This is a genomic window from Streptomyces sp. NPDC047043, from assembly GCF_040644055.1.
Taxonomy (GTDB): domain Bacteria; phylum Actinomycetota; class Actinomycetes; order Streptomycetales; family Streptomycetaceae; genus Streptomyces.
The window spans coordinates 184,342-200,349 of the sequence record NZ_JBEYVO010000004.1; the positions used below are offsets into that span (position 1 = coordinate 184,342).

Here is a 16,008-nt window from a genome sequence, read left to right on the forward strand (position 1 = left end):
GCTAGCTCTTCTGCAGGGTGCGGGACACGCCCGCGATGACGGCCGTCGTCAGTATCCAGCCGAAGGCGATCAGGAGGTAGGACAGCCACTCGAGGGGGCCGTGCGACCAGTACCAGGCCGCGCGCTGGCCCAGGCCACCGATCGGGATCAGCAGGTCGAGTGTGTAGACGAGGGGCTGGAACCGGGGTCCCTCGCCCGCCTTCACAGCTGTGGGAGTGCCTGCGCCGAACGCCAGGGTGCCCAGCAGGGTGAGCAGGAGAAGCCATACGCCGGCCAGCCATGGCCGGTAGCCGTAGCCGACGGTCGCGTCGAGCAACCGCCCCCATGCGCGGGCGGCCGGCTGCAGCGTGCGCCGCCGGTGACGCTGTTTGGCCAGCAGCACCCGGCGGGCGTCGTCGTCGTGGCCGGCCGTGCGGTACCAGCTCGCCAACTGCTCGTAGGGCTGGGGACTGTAGCCGGGGCTGCGTCGTATCCACCGCATGCGGTGGGCCACGGAGTCCGGCCGCCCCACCGCCTCCCGTCGCTCGCCCGCCACCGCCACCCTGATGGAGCCGTAGACGAAGCCCTCCAGCTCCACCACGTCCGGCCAGCTGTGCTCGTTGTCATGCAGGTACGACACCTGCGCGCCCCGCAGATCCACCGTGCCGGACGGTGGACGGGCGAGCGTGAGGTCGAAGTCGACTGCCTGCATGAGCATGCAGACCAGGGCCGGGCCGTCACCGTCGGGCGGACCGTTCAGGACGGCATCCTCGAAGGAGAGGTTGTCCGAGACCCGGGTACCGCGCAGACGTACCGTGCCGTTCGCGGTGAATCCCCTCGAGAATTCGAGTGTGGAGGTCACGGCGTTGTCCAGGGCGAGAGCCACTCCGCGCGGGCCGGGGCGTTCCAGCCGCGCGCCCCGCATGAACAGCCCGCCCAGCAACTGCGCACCCAGCAGCCGGACTTCGCCGTGGGCGACGAATCCGGATCCGCAGAAGACGCCCCCGTCCGTGACCAGGCCGCCGGCCGACAGGGCCCACCCCTCGGGTGCACTCAGCGTGGCCCCGTTGAGGATCATGCCGCCGGTCACATGGGCGTGGGTGAGGGACAGGGCACTGATCTCCCGGTGGAAGGCGGAGACCGTACCGGTCTCGACGGTCGACCGGAGCAGGTCGAGGCGTCCCTCGATGCGGGTCGACCCGGCTTCGAGGCCGGGCACGCGGCTGCCCGTGATCGCGATGGTGCGGGTCTCGGCGCCGAAGAGGTTCACGCCCTCCTCGAACCAGCAGTCCTCGAGCCAGAGGGGGTGACTGATCTGCGCACCGGCCAGGTTGAGGGGTCCGGAGATCCGGGCGCCGGCCAGCGTCAGAGACGCGACCACGCCGGGCTGCGCCGCGTTGGCGTCCAGCAGCAGCGCCGCGATCACGGCGGCCCGAACCGTGCGTTCGGGCCCCCACCGCCCACCGTCGGCAACGCGGTCGTCCTCGGGTGACCCGGTGCGCAGGTCCACCCGGCGCCCTTCGGGGAACGCGTCCCACAACTCACGTTCCGGTCGCGTCAACTCGTCGTAGGAGAGCACCCGTTCAGGGTAGTGATCTTCCGGACGTCACCTCACCGGTATGGCCAGGTACTGGTACTCCAGGAATTCGTCGATCCCGATCCGTCCGCCTTCCCGGCCGAGCCCCGACTGCTTCACGCCGCCGAAGGGCGCCGCCGGGTTGGACACCAGCCCGGTGTTCAGGCCGACCATGCCCACCTCCAGCCTCTCGCTCACCCGCAGCGCTCGGTCGAGGCCCTCGGTGAAGACGTAGCCGACCAGTCCCCAGGGGGTGTCGTTGGCCCGGCTCAGGACCTCGTCCTCGTCGTCGAAGGTGAGGATCGCGGCCACCGGGCCGAAGATCTCGGTGTCCATGAGGCGGCTGTCCGGGGACACGTCCGTGAGGACCGTCGGGGGGTAGAAGCAGCCCGGGCCGTCCGGGGTGGTGCCGCCCACCAGGACGCGGGCGCCTCGGGTCACCGCGTCGGCGACCAGGTCCTCGACCTTGGCTCGGCCCGCCGCGTCGATCAGCGGGCCCACGTCCACGCCGTCCCGGGTGCCCGGGCCCACGACCAGCGCCCCCATGCGGCGGGCCAGGCGCCGGGCGAACTCCTCCGCCACTTCCCGGTGGACGAAGAAGCGGTTGGCGGCGGTGCAGGCCTCCCCCATGTTGCGCATCTTGGCGGTCATCGCACCGTCCACGGCCACATCCAGGTCGGCGTCCTCGAAGACGACGAAGGGCGCGTTGCCACCGAGCTCCATCGATGTCCGTACGACGGTGTCGGCGCACTGGGCGAGCAGGAGCCGGCCGACCTGGGTGGAGCCCGTGAAGGACAGCTTGCGGATACGGCCGCCGCGCAGCAGGGGTTCGCAGACCTCGCCCGCGCGGGACGTGGTGACGACGTTCAGGACGCCGTCCGGCAGGCCCGCCTCCTTCAGGATGCCGGCCAACGCCAGGCTGGACAGGGGGGTTTGGGGGGCCGGCTTCAGGACCATCGTGCAGCCCGCCGCGATCGCCGGGCCGATCTTGCGGGTGCCCATGGCGAGGGGGAAGTTCCACGGGGTGATCAGGAGGCAGGGGCCCACCGGACGGCGGGTGAGCAGCATGCGGTTGCGGCCGTCGGGGAGGGTGCCGTAACCGCCCTCGATACGCACCGCCTCCTCCGAGAACCAGCGGAAGAACTCGGCCGCGTACGCCACTTCGCCCCGCGCCTCGGCCAGCGGCTTGCCCATCTCGGAGGTCATGAGGTGGGCGAGCTCGTCGACACGGGAGAGGATGATCTCGTGGGCGCGGCGCAGGATTTCACTCCGCGCCCGGGGTGCCGTACGGGCCCATGCCTCCTGCGCCTGTACGGCCGCGTCCTCCGCGAGCCGGGCGTCCTTCGGCCCCGCGTCGGCCACATGACAGAGGATCTCGCCGGTCGCCGGGTCGTCGACGGGCATGGTGGCGCCGTCCGCGGCGTCCAACCAGGCGCCGCCGATGAACAGTTGCTTGGGTACGTCGGTCACGGGGTCTCTCCTGGTCGGTCGGCGGCGGGGTCGAGCGGTTCGGCGAGGCGGGCGGCTCGGATGTCGGTCACCGGGCGGACGCCCCGGACGTGCCCGCCTCCACCGCCGCCGCCCACGCCTCGAGCCCCGCGTCGATCCCCGCCTCGTCGATCACCAGCGCCGGGATCATGCGCACGACCTGGTTCCAGGCGCCGCACAGCAGCAGGAGCAGGCCCTCGTCGACGGCGGCCCGTTGTACGCGGGCGGCGGTCTCGGGATCGGGGCTGCCGTCCTCGGTGACGAACTCGCTCGCGAGCATCAGGCCGAGGCCGCGTACGTCCCCGATGGCCGGTGTGCGTCCGGCCACCGCCTCCAGGCCGGTGCGGAGCCGGGCGCCCATCGACTCGGCGTTCTGCACGAGCTTCTCGTCGCGTACGACGTCGAGCGTGGCGCAAGCTGCCGCGCAGGCAACGGCGTTGGCGCCGTACGTGCCGCCCTGCGATCCCGGCCACGCCTTGCCCATCAGCTCCTCGGAGGCGGCGATCCCGGAGAGCGGGAAGCCGCTGGCCAGGCCCTTGGCGGTGACAAGGATGTCGGGGGTGACGCCGAAGTGGTCGTGGCCCCAGAAGCGGCCGGTGCGGCCGACGCCGGTCTGCACCTCGTCGAGGATAAGGAGGAAGCCATGGCGGTCGGCGCGCTCACGCAGGCCTTCCAGGAACGCGCGGGTCGCGGGGACGTAGCCGCCCTCGCCGAGCACCGGCTCGACGACGACCGCGGCGGTGTCGGCGGGCGACGAGATCGTCTGGAGCGTGTAGTCGAGCTCCTGGAGGGCGAAACGGGTGGCGGTCTCCTCGTCCCAGCCGTAGCGGAAGGCCGTCGGGAAGGGGGTGACGACGACTCCGCTCATCAGCGGCGAGAAGCCGGAGCGGAAACGGATGCCGGAGGTCGTCATGGAGGCGGCGGCGACCGTACGGCCGTGGAAACCGCCGTGGCAGACAAGGACGTTGGGGCGTCCGGTGGCCTGACGGGCCAACCGCAGGGCGGCCTCCACGGCCTCGCTGCCGGAGTTGGTGAAGAACAGGCTGTCCAGGCCGGCCGGCAGCACCTCGCCGAGCTTGTCGACCAACCGCCGCAGCGGCTCGTGCAGCACCGTCGTGTACTGGCCGTGGACGAGGGTGCCCACCTGTTCCTGGGCGGCCGCCACGACCGTGGGGTGACAGTGCCCGGTGCTGGTGACGCCGATGCCGGCGGTGAAGTCGAGGTAGCGGCGGCCGTCTTCGCCGTAGAGGTGGTAGCCCTCGCCCCGGACCGCCACCACGGGGGTGGCCTGGCGAAGGTGCGGCGACAGTGCGGTCATGTCGGTCTCCTGACCCGTGCGGGTGTCGGCTGCTCCGTTCTTTCGAGCGTCCCGATGGCCGCGGGCGGCGACAACGCATGAACTGTCCAGCCCGAACCCGGTGTTCGGACGTTGTGTCAGGCATGGCGGGCGGCGCGGTGGTGCAACGGGACACGATTCCCCGCGGCTGGCCGCTCTTGCGCAGGTCAGCACCGCTTGTCACAGTGTCGGGGCAGCCAGGGAGGCCTCATGCGCGAGAACGCCGACACGGCGAGCCGGCCGCTCACCGTCGCCGACGTCCTGGCGCTGCCCGTCCTGGCCGCCGGACAGCCGCAGGTCGTCACCGGGGTGACCCGGCTCGACCGGCCGGTCCGCTGGGTCCACATCACCGAGCTGACGGACCCCGCGTCCTTCCTCAAGGGCGGCGAACTCGTCCTGACCACCGGCATGCCCCTGCCCGACCGGGCCGCGGGCGTGCGCCGGTACGTCGACGAGCTCGCCGACGTCGGCGCCGCGGCCCTGGTCATCGAACTCGTACGGCGCTACCACCGCCCGCCCGACGCCCTCGTCCAGGCCTGCCGCACCCGCGACCTGCCGCTCGTCACCCTCGCCGAGGACGTCAACTTCCTGGAGGTCACCCAGGTCGTCCACACACTGCTGCTCGGCAACCAGGCGGACGCGATGCGCCGCACCCAGCGCATCCACGAGGCGTTCACCGCGCTGACGCTGCGCGGGGCGGGGCCCGAGGAGGTCGTACGCGCCGCGGCGGAGATGAGCGGCCGTACCGTCGTGCTGGAGAACCTGGTCCACCAGGCGCTGATCTGCGAACCGTCCGGCGGCACGGTCGAGGAGGCGCTCACCGGCTGGGAGCAGCGCTCCCGGGCCGTGCCGTCCCGCGACCGCACGGAGGTGTGCGGCCCCGAGGGCTGGCTCACCGCACCCGTCGAGTACCAGGGCGAACGCTGGGGCCGCGTGACCATGCTCCCGGCACCGGCGGCCTTCGGCCCCGAGGACGTCACCGTGCTGGAGCGCACGGCGATGGCCCTGACCATCGCCCGTCTCATCCACACCACGCCGTGGGAACGCGCCGCCCATCGCGACGCCCTGCGCGACCTCGCCGAACAGCGCCATCACTCCCCCGAGGACGCCCGTGCCCGTGTCGCCGCGCTGGGCCTGCCGACCGAGGGCGGCTTCGTCGCCGTAGTGGTGGATCTGCGGACTCGAGGCGATGCGGCCGAGCCGGAGTCCGTACTGTCCGAAGAGCTGCGGACCTCGGGGATGCCCGCGCTGGTCGGCGCGCTCGCCCCCGGCCGGGTCGGCATCCTCCTGGCACTTCGCCACTACCAGCCCTGGCGGCCGACGGTCGAGCGGATCGCCCGCACCGCACTCGGCCTGGCCCCCCGGGCGGTCGTGAGCGTCGGCTCCGAGGTCACCGAACTCCCCGACGCCGCACGGTCCTTCCGCGAGGCCGGCCGCGTCGCCGAGTCGGTCCCGCCCGGCGCGCCTCTCCCCGACGGCCGCTCCTACCACGAGCTGTCCGACATCGGCCTGCGCCGGCTGCTGTACGCGCTGCGCGAGGACGTCCGCGTCCAGGACTACGCGGAACGGCAGCTCGGCCGCCTCGTCGACCACGACTCCCGCCACGGCACGGACCTGCTCACGACCCTGCGCCACTACCTCGACGCGGCGGGCAGCAAGACCACCGCCGCCCGCCGCGGCAACCTGTCCCGCGAGACCGTCTACCAACGCCTGCGCACCATCGAACGCCTCCTCGACTGCGACCTCGAATCGGGCGAACAACGCACCGAACTGCACGTGGCGCTGACGGCGTTGGACGTGATGCGCAGGCGCTGACTCGGCGTCAGCCGAGGCCGAGGGAGGACAGGGCGGTGGTCCAGTCGGTGGCGATGGCGCTGCGCGCGTCGTCGAGAGAGACCGTGCCGTTGCAGACGGCCTTCTTGAGCTTGTTCTCCACGGAGTCCTTGGTGTACGAGGTCTCGTCGCCGTAGTGGGGCTCAGGCCACAGGTTCTCCGGGTCCCTGGGGGCACCGCCGAGCTCCAGCGGGACCAGGTGGTCCTCCTCGTAGTCGGCCTTGCTGGTGTCCGAGTAGCCGTACTCGGCGATCTGCTTGACCTTCAGCGGGTTGGTGTACGACGTGGGGGGCCGTACGGTGGCGGTCCATCCGGACACGCATATCGTCGAGTCGATCGTGTCCTGCGTGACGTCGGGGTTGTAGGCGCCGGGCTGGCAGCTCGGGTCCGGCAGCGGCAGGTACTCCTGCGAACAGCTCGCGGCGTGGGCGGTCGAGCCGGTGCCGATGATGAGACCGGCGACGGCCAGGGTGAGGGACGTGGTGGTGGCGGTGAGTCGGCGCGTGGCACGCATGGGGGTTCTCCCGCGGTAGGCCCGGGGTTCCGGGCAGGCGTGTGCATGACAGCACCACGCGGCTCTATGCGGGTAGAACCGTTGGGCGAAGAATCGGTGAACGAGCCGAACTCTTACCGTCCCATGACGGCCGATTGCCCAACCCCTGGTCCGTTCTTGAGAGTCCGCGGCCCTACGGCCCGCCTAGGATCAACTGCGCCGCCGCGTTCGTATGACTTGCAGGCGGCCGCGGCCGCGGCCACCGCAGGTGCGGCTGCCGCGACGCCCACCGCCGCCGGCTCGGAGCGCTCTGCCCCGCGTGCTCATCGACAGTCGCCACGGGATGTGGACGTTCGCCGTCGACATCCCCGCCCCTCACCACGGCCGGACCGCCGTCCGGCAGGGCGGCTTCACCAGCCACGACGACGCCGAGGCCGCGCTGCGGACGTTTCTGGAGGGCGAGGCCGGCGGATTCAACGCCGACCAGGACCAGCCTTGGCTGGGCCCAGTCGACGTCCGCCGCCTGGCTCCGGTGGGGACCCACTCGCATCGGACTCCGAATCCCTGCTGCAGGAATCAGTCGTTCATCAGTCACCACCGCGGGAGGGGGACGGGCCGCTCGTGCTGGGCAGGCGTTCCAAGTGGCGGCGGGCGAGTTGGACCAGAATTCGGGTCGCCGGCGACAGGTGGGCCTCGGTTCGGGTGATGAACGCGAAGGTCTCGTGCAGCGGGGGGTCCAAGGACGTCCAGTGAAGGCGGTCGCTCCAGCCCAGGGCGTGGGCGACGGGGAGTGAGATGACCGTGTCGCCGACGCCTCGGGCTGCCAGGGCCAGAGCAGAGGCCGGGGACTCCACCTCGACGACAGGGGTGAGCTGAGTGCCCGACTTCTGGGCGCGTTCCAGGAGTTGGCGGCGGGTGGGGTCGGCGTTGCCCCACCGTGTCTCGGGGAGGATCAGCGGTGCTTCGGCCAGCGCCTCGGAGCTCATCGGCCGAGTGGTACGGGAGGGGTCCGCACTGAGGTAGACGGCCTCGCTTGTCCAGACCACGCTGCTCACCTCGAGCCCGCGGTCGTCCACGGGCAGAGCGACGAGCCCGGCCTCCAGGCGCCCCTCGCGGACGGCGTCGGCCACTTCCGAGGAGTTCAGCCCGACGATGCGCACCCGCACTCCGGGGTGACGGGAGCGAAAGTCGGCGATCAGCTCGGTGAGCAGCAGGTGGTGGGCGCTGCTGAAGGTGCCGAAGGCCACTGTTCCACTGGTCAGTTCACGCACGCCGCGTACGCATTCGGCGGCCTCGTGTGCAGCCTCCAGGGCACGCTGCGCTCGGGGCAGGAGCAGTCGGGCGGCCTCGGTCAGCACCAGACGCCGATTGGTCCTGATGAACAAAGGGACGCCGAGTTCGCTCTCGAGCCGCCTGATCTGCTCGGAGAGGCTGGGCTGGGCGATGTACATGGCCTCGGCCGCCGCGGAGAACGAGCCGTGCTCGACGGCGGCCAGGAAATACGTCAGCTGCTGCAGGGTCATGAGGCCAGCCATAGGTTCAGCCTTGGGCAGCCAAGGAATTCGAGGGTTCACCGATGGGTGAAAGGCTCCCCATAATCGCCGCATGGATGGACACGGTCAACTGCGAGGGAGCCTCCCATGACTTCGCCGCGCTACTGCATCATCGGAGCAGGCGCCGCCGGCCTGGCCGCACTCCAGGTGCTCACCGACCGCGGCTTCGCCGTCGACTGCTTCGAACGCACCGACCGCGTCGGCGGACACTGGCACACCGACTACGACTCGCTGCACCTGATCACCTCCCGCGATGTCTCGGGCTTCGACGGCTTCCCCATGCCGGCCGACTACCCCGTCTACCCCAGCCGTGACCAGATGCGGGCCTATCTGGAGAGCTTCGCGGAACACCACGGACTGCACGAGCGGATCACCTTCGGCACCGAGGTCGAGCGTGTGCGACCGGCCGACCCCACCCTCCCTGCCTGCGCCGTCGGCGGGGACGGCTGGATCGTCGAGACCTCCGACGGCGAGACCAGGACGTACGACGCGGTCCTGGTCGCCAACGGCCATCTGACCGACCCTTACATCCCGCACTACGACGGCGAGTTCACGGGCAAGCAGCTCCACTCCTCCGACTACGGCAACACCGAAGACATCGAGGGACACCGCGTCCTGGTGGTCGGCGCCGGCAACTCCGGATGCGATCTCGTGGTGGACGCGGCCCACGCGCGGCTGGACGCGAACATCTCCGTACGACACGGGCAGGTGTTCCAGCCCAAGGCGCTGTTCGGCAAGCCGCGCGCGGAGCTGCACTGGCTGACCAGGCTTCCGGGCTTCGCGCAGGAACGCCTCACGCGCACGCTCGTCAACATCGCCGTGGGACCGCCCACCGCCTACCGGGGGCTCCCCGAGCCCGCCACCCGCAACCTCAACAAGCAGCGCCCGGTCGTGAACAACCTGCTCCTGTACTGGATCCAGCACGGCCGGATCACCGTCCGGCCCGGCATCGAGCGGTTCGACGGCCGCACCGTGCACTTCACCGACGGCTCGGCCAAGGAGTTCGACACGGTCGTCTGGGCCACCGGGTTCAGGACCTCGTTGCCGTTCCTCGACCCCGACCTGCTGACCTGGCGGGACCGCACGCCGCTGCGGGTCGCCGGGCTCACCGTCCCCGTCGGCCTTGAGGGGCTCTACTTCATCGGGCTGGCCGCGCCGCGCGGACCGCAACTGCCCGTGTACTGCGCGCAGGCGAAGCTGGTCGCCCGCTTCCTGGAGCTTCAGCAACGCGGTGACGTCGCGCTGTCCGGGTTCTTCGGCGACCGGCAGACCGCGGACGCGCGGATCGACATCGTGCGGAAGGTGTGGCTCAAGCAGATGGACGCCACACACAAAGCACTCGCGCCGCTCGCGCGCACCATCGCGGGAGGTGCCCCGTGAGCACGAACTCGCAGTCGACCGGTGCGCGGCTGTCCGGAAAGACCGCCATCGTCACGGGCGCGGCACGCGGCCAGGGCGCGTCGCATGCGGGCCGGCTCGCCGCCGAGGGAGCGCGGGTCCTCGCCTGCGACGTGCTGGACGACCTGGGCGAGGCCGAGGCGGCCGGGCTGCGGAAGGCCGGTCTCGACGTGACCTACCTGCACCTCGACGTGATTTCGCCGGGCGGCTGGGCGCGGGCCGTCGCCGTCGCCCGGGACCGCTTCGGCCGCCTGGACGTCCTGGTGAACAACGCCGGGATCATCCACGTGAACCCGCTTCTCGACGAGCGCGTCGAGGACTGGAACGCCACTCTCGCCGTCAACACCACCGGACCGCTGCTGGGCATCCAGGCCGCCGTACCGCTGATGCGGGAGAGCGGAGGCGGATCCATCGTCAACGTCTCGTCGGTCTTCGGGATCGTCGGGGCAGTCGGTTACGTCGCATACTGCGCCAGCAAGGCGGCCCTGGTGGCCCTCACGAAGACCGCCGCGCTGGAACTCGCCGCCGACGGCATCCGCGTCAACGCGATCTGCCCCGGCGGGGTCAGCACTCCCATGAACGAGCACGAGAAGGAGGGCGGCATCGTGCCGCAGACCCCGATGGGCCGTCGCGCCCACGTCCGGGAGATCTCCGGAACGGTCGCATATCTCGCCTCCGACGACTCCAGCTTCACGACCGGAACGGAGATGGTCATCGATGGCGGCTTCCTCGCCCACTGAGCACGCGTCAGGTCAGACATCTTCCACGGCACTCGTCACGGGCGCGGCCAGCGGCATGGGCCTGGCCGTCGCGGAGCGCTTCCTCGCCGAGGGATGGACGGTCCTCGGAGTCGACCGCGACGGCGACGCCCTGGCCAAGGCGGCATCGGACCTGGGCTTCGCCTTCCGGCCCGTCCCGGTGGACATCACCGACCGCGCAGCCCTGTCCACCGCCCTCGACAGGTCGCACGGCCTCTCCGGCGCCACGGGCCTGCGCGCAGTCGTCAACGCCGCCGGGATCTACCCGCCCACCACGCTGGCCGACTTCGACGAAGCCGCCTACCGCCGCATCTTCGACGTGAACGTCCTCGGCACCCTCAACACCATCGCCGAGACGGTGCCGGCGCTGCGTACGGCCGGGGGTGGCGCCGTCGTCAACTTCGCCTCCATCGACGCCCTGGCCGTCTCTCCCGGTCAGCTGCTCTACAGCGCTTCCAAGGCCGCCGTCGTCACGCTGACCCGGTCGCTCGGTGTGGAGCTGGCCGCCGACGGCATCACCGTCAACGCGGTCGCTCCCGGCTGGGTCGACACCCCGGGCACCCGTGCCGGGGGACGTATCGAACAGGCCGTCGCCACCATTCCCCTCGGCCGCGCGGCACGCCCCGAGGAGATCGCCGACTGGGTGTGGAAATTGTGCGACGGCTCGTACATGACCGGCGAAACCCTCGTCATCAGCGGCGGTCTGACCGTCCGGTAGGTCGCGGATCGCTGCCGTCAGGCCTGGGTGCGGACCCCGCCGCGAGCCCGGTGGATCACCGCCCAGGCGGCCGCGGCATCCTGCACCCCCAGGCCGACACTGCCGTAGAACACGATGTCGTCCTCATCGGCGCGGGCGGTCGCACGGCCGACGAGGACCTCGCCCAGAGCGACGAGTTCCCGCTCTGCGATGTCGCCCGACCGCAACGCCGCCACGACCGGCCCGCAATGTCCGGCGGCGGTGGCGGGGTCGTCGACGACGACGGCGCTCGCCCGGACGAGCACGTCGGGGTCGGTCTCGCAGCGCGTGGGTTCGACGGACCCGACGCTCACGACGGTGCAGCCCTTCGCGAGCCAGGAGCCGAGGACGACGGGTGTCGCACTGAGGGTGCACGCGGCGACGACATGTGCGCCCGCGACCGCGTCCTCGGCGCTCCGGACAGCCTGTACGTCGATGCCCAGCTCATCGGCGAGTTGGCCCGCGGCGGCCTGCCGGTTGTGCGGTGTCGGGCTCCAGATCCGCACCGACCGCAGCCGGCGTACCCGGGCGATGGCGCGTACGTGTGCGCGGGCCTGCACGCCGGAGCCGAGGACCGCGAGCGTCGTGGCGTCCCGGCGGGCAAGGGCGTCGACCGCGAGGGCGCTGCCCGCGGCCGTACGCAGGGTCGTCACCGCCGTCCCGTCCAGCACCGCGACGGGGCGGCCGGTCTCCGGGTCGAGCGCGGTGATCAGGGCGTGCACATTCGGCAATCCCCGCGCGGCGTTGCCCGGATTCACGCTGCCGAACTTGCTGACCGCACCGGTGTCCGCCGACAGCCGCGAGGCGTAGCAGAAGACGATCGAGTCGTCGAAGCGGCTGGAGTAGAGGATCTTGTCCGGCAGTTCGGCGCTCCCCTGGCCCAGCGCTGCGAACGCCGCGCGCTGCGACTCGATGGCCGTGTCGGGGTCGAAGAGGGTCTCCACCTGGCCGCGGGACAGGAAGAGGATGTCCTCCGGCATGTGCTCTCGCTTCCTCGTCAGGGTGCGCCGCGTCGCCGCCCCGCAGCGTACCTGCGGCGCACGGACGGCGCGGCGACCGGTCCCGGGTCCGCGTCCGTGTCCGACGCGTCGGGCGCGACCGTGGCGCCGAGCGCCACGCCGCCCGCGACCAGCAGGCTTCCCACCAGCTGTCCGACACCGAACGTTCCCGTCCCCACCAGGGGTGCCGTCAGCGCGGCCGAGACCGGGATCAGCCCGGACAGCAGGGCCATTCCCACCGCCCCGATCCGGTGGATCGCCCCGAACCACAGCACGATTCCCACGACCGTCACGGCCACGATCTGCCACGCCAGCGCCGCCGCCTCCACTCCATCGGGCATCCGCACCCATGCTCGGCCGTCCACCGCCGATCCCAGCGCCGCTGCCTCCACCGAGGCGATCGCGCAGGCGCAGGTGGTGAGGAGCAACGGACCCAGCACCCTGAGCACCGGCACCACGAACAGGGCCATGACCACTTCCCCGGCCATCGCCACCAGCGACCAGACCAGGCCGGCCGCGTCCGTCCGCCCCAACCCCTGGACCACCGCCGCCCCGGCCGCCACCACCAGCGCCCCGCCGGCCACGCGGCCGGAGGGGCGCCGGGACTCCATCAGCGGCACCAGGATCGCCACCACGACCGGCGTACACCCCACGACGACCCCCGGAACGGCGGGCTCCGCCGTGCGTTCGGCGGAGAGCACCGCCACGTTGAAGCCGACCAGGCCCGCCGCCGTCACCACAGTGAGCCTCACCCACAGCCGTGGGGTCAGCCGCCGGACCGGTGTCCAGTTGCGCCGCACACAGAACACGGCCAGCAGCAGGAATCCCAGGGCGTAGCGGACCGCCTGTCCGCCCAGGAACGGATAGTGCGCCATCTTGCTGCTCGCCACGAACGAGACACCGACCAGGACGGCGGAGACGGTACCCATCAGCACGCCGAGTCGGTGCGCTCGCGTCATGGGCGGCATCGTTTGCACGCGAGCGCCTCCCTCAGCCGCCGAGATACGCCTTGACGATCTCCTCGTCCTCGGCCAACTCGTCCGCGGGACCGTGGAGTTTCAGTGCACCGGACTCCAGGACGTAGGCGCGGTCGGCGACTTCGAGTGCGGCCAGCGCGTTCTGTTCCACCAGCAGAACCGTGGTGCCCTGCTGGCGGATCCGGACGATGGTTTCGAAGATGACGTCGACGAGCACCGGAGCGAGGCCCATGGAAGGCTCGTCGAGCAGGAGCAGTTGCGGCTTCGCCATCATCGCCCGTCCGACGGCGAGCATCTGCTGCTCACCGCCGGACATGGTGCCGGCCTGCTGGTGGAGCCGTTCCCTGAGCCGGGGGAAGAGTTCCAGGATCATCTCCCGGTCCTCGGCGATCCCTTCCTTGTCCTTGCGCAGGAACGCGCCCATGTCGAGATTCTCGTCGACGGTCATACGGGGGAAGATGCGCCGGCCCTCCGGGGAGTGGGCGATGCCGCGTCGGACGACTTCGTGATCGGGCACGCCGTTGAGCTTGCGGCCCTGGAAGGTCATCGAGCCTCCCCGGACGGGCAGCAGGCCCGAGATCGCCCGCAGGGTGGTGGACTTGCCCGCGCCGTTCGAGCCGATCAGCGTGACGATCTCGCCCGGGTAGACGGTCAGCGAGAGGCCCTTCACCGCGGCGATGTTGCCGTAGTAGACGTGGATCTCGTCGAGTTCGAGCATCGGTTCGCGCGTGTCGATCACGCCGGCGGCGCCGCTCATGTGGTCTTGCCCCTTCCGGACTTGCCGAGGTACGCCTCGATGACCCGGGTGTCGGACCTGATGTCGTCCGGGCCGCCCTCGGCGATCTTCTCTCCTCTGTCGAGCACGGTGATCCGGTCGGAGACCTGCATGACGACGCTCATGTCGTGCTCGATGAGCAGGACCGAGAGGTCCTTCTCGGCACGCACGCGCTGGACGAACTCGGCGAACCGGCCCGACTCCTGGGGGTTCATGCCGGCACTCGGCTCGTCCAGCAGCAGCACCGTCGGATCGAGTGCGAGCGCCCGTGCGACCTCGAGCCGCCGCTGGTCGCCGTAGGACAGATTGCGTGCGTACTCGCCCGCGACCTTGCCGATGCCGACGAAGTCCAGCAACTCCCGGGCGGTGTCCTGGGCCTGCTTCTCCTCGCGGCGCTGCCGTCGGGTGCGCACGATCGTGTGGAAGGGCCCCGACTTCAGCTTGGAGTGCATGGCGACCTTGATGTTCTCCTCGGCCGTCATCAGTCCGAAGAGCCGGATGTTCTGGAACGTACGGGCCATGCCGAGGGCGGCGATCCGGTGCGGTACGAGATTGGTGATGTCCTTGTCGCCCAGGACCACCCGTCCGCTGGTCGCCCGGTACAGGCCCGTGAGCACGTTGAAGAACGTCGTCTTGCCGGCGCCGTTGGGCCCGATCAGGCTCACCACGGACTGCTCCGGGATGGTGAAGCTGACGTCGTTGACGGCGACGAGGCCGCCGAACTTCACGGTGATGCGGTCGGCGTGCAGTTTCACGTCGGTGACGGCGTCCTGCGGTGCCGTCGGTGAGGTCGTCGTCATGCCTTCTCCCCCAGTCCGTCGGCCACGACGGTCTTCTCCGGCCCCTCGGCCACGGCGGTCTCCTCCGATGCGTCGGACACGACGGTCTGCAGCGGCTCGTCCAACTCGGGGGCGGGCGCCTCCATGTCGGCGTGCAATGACTCCATGTCGGTCCGGCTGGGTTCGTGCAGCACCAGCCTGGTCCGCGACTCGGGCAGGATGCCCTCGCGGCGGAACAGCATCATCAGCACGAGGATGCCGCCGAACAGCAGGTAGTTGTACGACGGGAAGTTGATGTCCGTCCCGAACTGCTCGTTGAAGGACGTCCCGAACTGGGGCAGGCCGGTCGAGTTGACCCAGGCGAGGACGAGGGCGCCGAGCATGACCCCCCAGACGTTGCCCATGCCGCCGAGGACGACCATCGCCAGCAGGGTGATGGAGATCGAGAAGTTGAACCGGTCGGGCAGGACGCCTCCGACATGCGTGGCGAAGGCGACGCCCGCCAGGCCTCCCGCCACCGCGCCGACGGCGTAGGCCGAGAGCTTGGTGCGCATGAGGGGTACGCCCATCATGCTCGCGGCGAGCTCGTCCTCACGGATGGCCAGCCAGGCGCGGCCCAGCCGGCCCTCGCGCAGCCGCAGTGAGATGAAGACGACGACGGCGGCGATCCCCACGAAGATCAGGTACTTCCACACCAGGTCGAACGGCCCGAGTTTGGTGGAGCCGACGCCGATCGGGTCGACCGGGGTGATGCCCTTGGTGCCGTTCGTCAGGTTGAAGCCGCCGATGTCGTCGCCGTTGGTGAAGACCTGCGGGATGATCTCGCCGAAACCGAGCGTCACCAACGCGAGGTAGTCGCTCTTCAGCCGCAGCGTCGGCGCGCCGATGATCACGCCCCACAGCGCACAGAACGCACCGGCGACGAGGAGCACCAGCCAGAAACTGACGTGGATACCGGGAACGGTGCCCAGGGACCCGCCGAAGATATGGACGTTGACCTGGTAGAAGAAGCTGGACATCAGCCAGCCGGCGGTGTAGCCGCCCAGCGCCCAGAAGGCGACGAAGCCCAGGTCGAGCAGGCCGGCGTAGCCGACCACGATGTTCAGGCCGAGCGCGCAGATCACCCAGACCAGCGCCTCGTTGACCGAGGTGAGCGGCAGCCAGTTGCGGAAGAACGTCTGGCCGTCGGGACCCAGGTTCGGGATCCAGTAGTAGTACGCCAGGAACACCAGGAGCGCAGCCGCGGTGTACCCGAGCGGCCAGCGCATGCGGTGCGGTACGGCCAGGCCCGGCTTCCGCCGTGCCCGGCTCGGAGCCTCGGAAGCCATG

14 protein-coding genes are annotated in these 16,008 nt (G+C 70.8%); 4 read left to right on the forward strand and 10 right to left on the reverse strand.

Annotation, left to right across the window (positions count from 1 at the left end):
* Nucleotide 1: 1 nt before the first annotated feature.
* The 3 genes from ABZ880_RS08005 to ABZ880_RS08015 all read right to left on the reverse strand — a co-directional run bounded on the left by ABZ880_RS08005 (nucleotide 2) and on the right by ABZ880_RS08015 (nucleotide 4,361).
* Nucleotides 2-1,558 carry an oxidoreductase gene (locus ABZ880_RS08005; protein ID WP_361258659.1) on the reverse strand — a complete coding sequence of 519 codons (1,557 nt, stop codon included), beginning with the start codon at nucleotides 1,556-1,558 and terminating at the stop codon, nucleotides 2-4.
* Nucleotides 1,559-1,585: 27 nt separating this feature from the next.
* Complete coding sequence (locus tag ABZ880_RS08010) at nucleotides 1,586-3,025, reverse strand: NAD-dependent succinate-semialdehyde dehydrogenase (protein ID WP_361258662.1); 1,440 nt, start codon at nucleotides 3,023-3,025, stop codon at nucleotides 1,586-1,588.
* A gap of 67 nt (nucleotides 3,026-3,092) precedes the next feature.
* Entirely contained in the window at nucleotides 3,093-4,361 is a 1,269-nt protein-coding gene (locus ABZ880_RS08015; protein ID WP_361258665.1) for an aminotransferase class III-fold pyridoxal phosphate-dependent enzyme, read from the reverse strand.
* Nucleotides 4,362-4,589: 228 nt separating this feature from the next.
* Here ABZ880_RS08015 and ABZ880_RS08020 point away from each other — a divergent pair, with 228 nt between their 5' ends.
* On the forward strand, nucleotides 4,590-6,194 hold the full coding sequence (locus tag ABZ880_RS08020) for a PucR family transcriptional regulator ligand-binding domain-containing protein (protein ID WP_361258668.1): 1,605 nt from the start codon (nucleotides 4,590-4,592) through the stop codon (nucleotides 6,192-6,194).
* Nucleotides 6,195-6,201: 7 nt separating this feature from the next.
* On the opposite strand, the gene ABZ880_RS08025 is transcribed toward ABZ880_RS08020, so the two are convergent.
* Together ABZ880_RS08025 and ABZ880_RS08030 are read right to left on the reverse strand one after the other, a co-directional pair.
* Nucleotides 6,202-6,726, reverse strand: coding sequence for a hypothetical protein (locus ABZ880_RS08025; RefSeq protein ID WP_361258671.1), 525 nt, complete (start codon nucleotides 6,724-6,726; stop codon nucleotides 6,202-6,204).
* Nucleotides 6,727-7,292: 566 nt separating this feature from the next.
* A complete protein-coding gene (locus tag ABZ880_RS08030; RefSeq protein ID WP_361258674.1) occupies nucleotides 7,293-8,228 on the reverse strand; it encodes a LysR family transcriptional regulator in 936 nt (311 codons plus the stop codon).
* 117 nt (nucleotides 8,229-8,345) lie between these two features.
* On the opposite strand from ABZ880_RS08030, the gene ABZ880_RS08035 reads away from it, so the two are divergent.
* Genes ABZ880_RS08035 through ABZ880_RS08045 form a run of 3 tightly spaced genes read left to right on the forward strand, consistent with a single transcriptional unit; the run spans nucleotide 8,346 to nucleotide 11,132 of the window.
* Nucleotides 8,346-9,638: an NAD(P)-binding domain-containing protein gene (locus ABZ880_RS08035; protein WP_361258677.1), complete on the forward strand. Its 1,293-nt coding sequence runs from the start codon at nucleotides 8,346-8,348 to the stop codon at nucleotides 9,636-9,638.
* Nucleotides 9,635-10,396 carry a glucose 1-dehydrogenase gene (locus ABZ880_RS08040; protein WP_361258680.1) on the forward strand — a complete coding sequence of 254 codons (762 nt, stop codon included), beginning with the start codon at nucleotides 9,635-9,637 and terminating at the stop codon, nucleotides 10,394-10,396. Before ABZ880_RS08035 ends, ABZ880_RS08040 begins: the two co-directional genes overlap by 4 nt.
* A complete protein-coding gene (locus tag ABZ880_RS08045) occupies nucleotides 10,374-11,132 on the forward strand; it encodes an SDR family NAD(P)-dependent oxidoreductase (RefSeq protein ID WP_361258683.1) in 759 nt (252 codons plus the stop codon). Before ABZ880_RS08040 ends, ABZ880_RS08045 begins: the two co-directional genes overlap by 23 nt.
* 17 nt (nucleotides 11,133-11,149) lie before the next feature.
* Here ABZ880_RS08045 and ABZ880_RS08050 read toward each other — a convergent pair whose 3' ends face one another.
* Genes ABZ880_RS08050 through ABZ880_RS08070 form a run of 5 tightly spaced genes read right to left on the reverse strand, consistent with a single transcriptional unit; the run spans nucleotide 11,150 to nucleotide 16,007 of the window.
* Entirely contained in the window at nucleotides 11,150-12,130 is a 981-nt protein-coding gene (locus tag ABZ880_RS08050; protein WP_361258686.1) for an ornithine cyclodeaminase family protein, read from the reverse strand.
* Between the two features lie 17 nt (nucleotides 12,131-12,147).
* On the reverse strand, nucleotides 12,148-13,107 hold the full coding sequence (locus ABZ880_RS08055; RefSeq protein WP_361258689.1) for a DMT family transporter: 960 nt from the start codon (nucleotides 13,105-13,107) through the stop codon (nucleotides 12,148-12,150).
* Nucleotides 13,108-13,138: 31 nt separating this feature from the next.
* Nucleotides 13,139-13,882, reverse strand: coding sequence for an ABC transporter ATP-binding protein (locus tag ABZ880_RS08060; RefSeq protein WP_361258692.1), 744 nt, complete (start codon nucleotides 13,880-13,882; stop codon nucleotides 13,139-13,141).
* Nucleotides 13,879-14,700: an ABC transporter ATP-binding protein gene (locus tag ABZ880_RS08065; RefSeq protein WP_361258695.1), complete on the reverse strand. Its 822-nt coding sequence runs from the start codon at nucleotides 14,698-14,700 to the stop codon at nucleotides 13,879-13,881. The genes ABZ880_RS08060 and ABZ880_RS08065 overlap by 4 nt, the downstream gene beginning before the upstream one ends.
* Complete coding sequence (locus ABZ880_RS08070) at nucleotides 14,697-16,007, reverse strand: branched-chain amino acid ABC transporter permease (protein ID WP_361258698.1); 1,311 nt, start codon at nucleotides 16,005-16,007, stop codon at nucleotides 14,697-14,699. Before ABZ880_RS08070 ends, ABZ880_RS08065 begins: the two co-directional genes overlap by 4 nt.
* Between the last annotated feature and the right edge of the window lies 1 nt (nucleotide 16,008).